The organism is Holdemanella sp. DFI.5.55, from assembly GCF_020593575.1.
In the GTDB taxonomy this organism is placed as follows: domain Bacteria; phylum Bacillota_I; class Bacilli_A; order Erysipelotrichales; family Erysipelotrichaceae; genus Holdemanella; species Holdemanella hominis.
The window spans coordinates 1-576 of the sequence record NZ_JAJDMK010000192.1 but is presented as its reverse complement, the minus strand read 5'-3'; the positions used below and the strand labels follow the sequence as shown (position 1 = coordinate 576).

Annotated in this window: 1 protein-coding gene; it reads left to right on the top strand. The window is 34.4% G+C overall.

Annotation, left to right across the window (positions count from 1 at the left end; genetic code table 11):
* On the top strand, positions 1-468 hold a 468-nt coding region (locus tag LJE08_RS13750; protein ID WP_227403550.1), incomplete at its 5' end, for a hypothetical protein.
* Between the last annotated feature and the right edge of the window lie 108 nt (positions 469-576).

The window sequence follows — 576 nt, the reverse complement described above, 5'->3', positions numbered from 1 at the left end:
TGTATAGGTGTAAACGAAAGAGAGACTACACTTATGACAAGAACTTCAAAATATTTAAACCAAGATACTATCGCTGCTTTACAATCTTTTCAAATCGAAAAGATTGATCGTGAAATCACTGATTACCTAGATACAAACAATAAAATGAATACGTATCATTTTGAATACTGTCCTAAATGCGGATGTTATCATCCTCGTTTAATTAAAAGCGGTTTTGCCAACTTTGGTAAACAAATGCTTCGTTGTAAAGAATGCGGAAAACGTTTTGTTGTGGACCGCGGTCAGCTTACTTTTTATTCTCATCAAAACCAATCCAAATGGAATGAACTTATCCTGGATACATTGAATGGTGTATCTCTTAAAGAAACAGCTGCTAAAATCAACGTGAATGAACGTAATGTTTTTAATATGCGCCATAAACTATTGGTTAGTCTAGGAACTGAGGAACGTCCCATACACAGTAGGTAATGAAGTTGAGATGGATGAAAAATATACTCCTTACAATCATAAAGGAACTAAAATTGATGGAGTAGAACCTAAACATCGTGGAACACCTGCTACAAAAAGAGGATTATT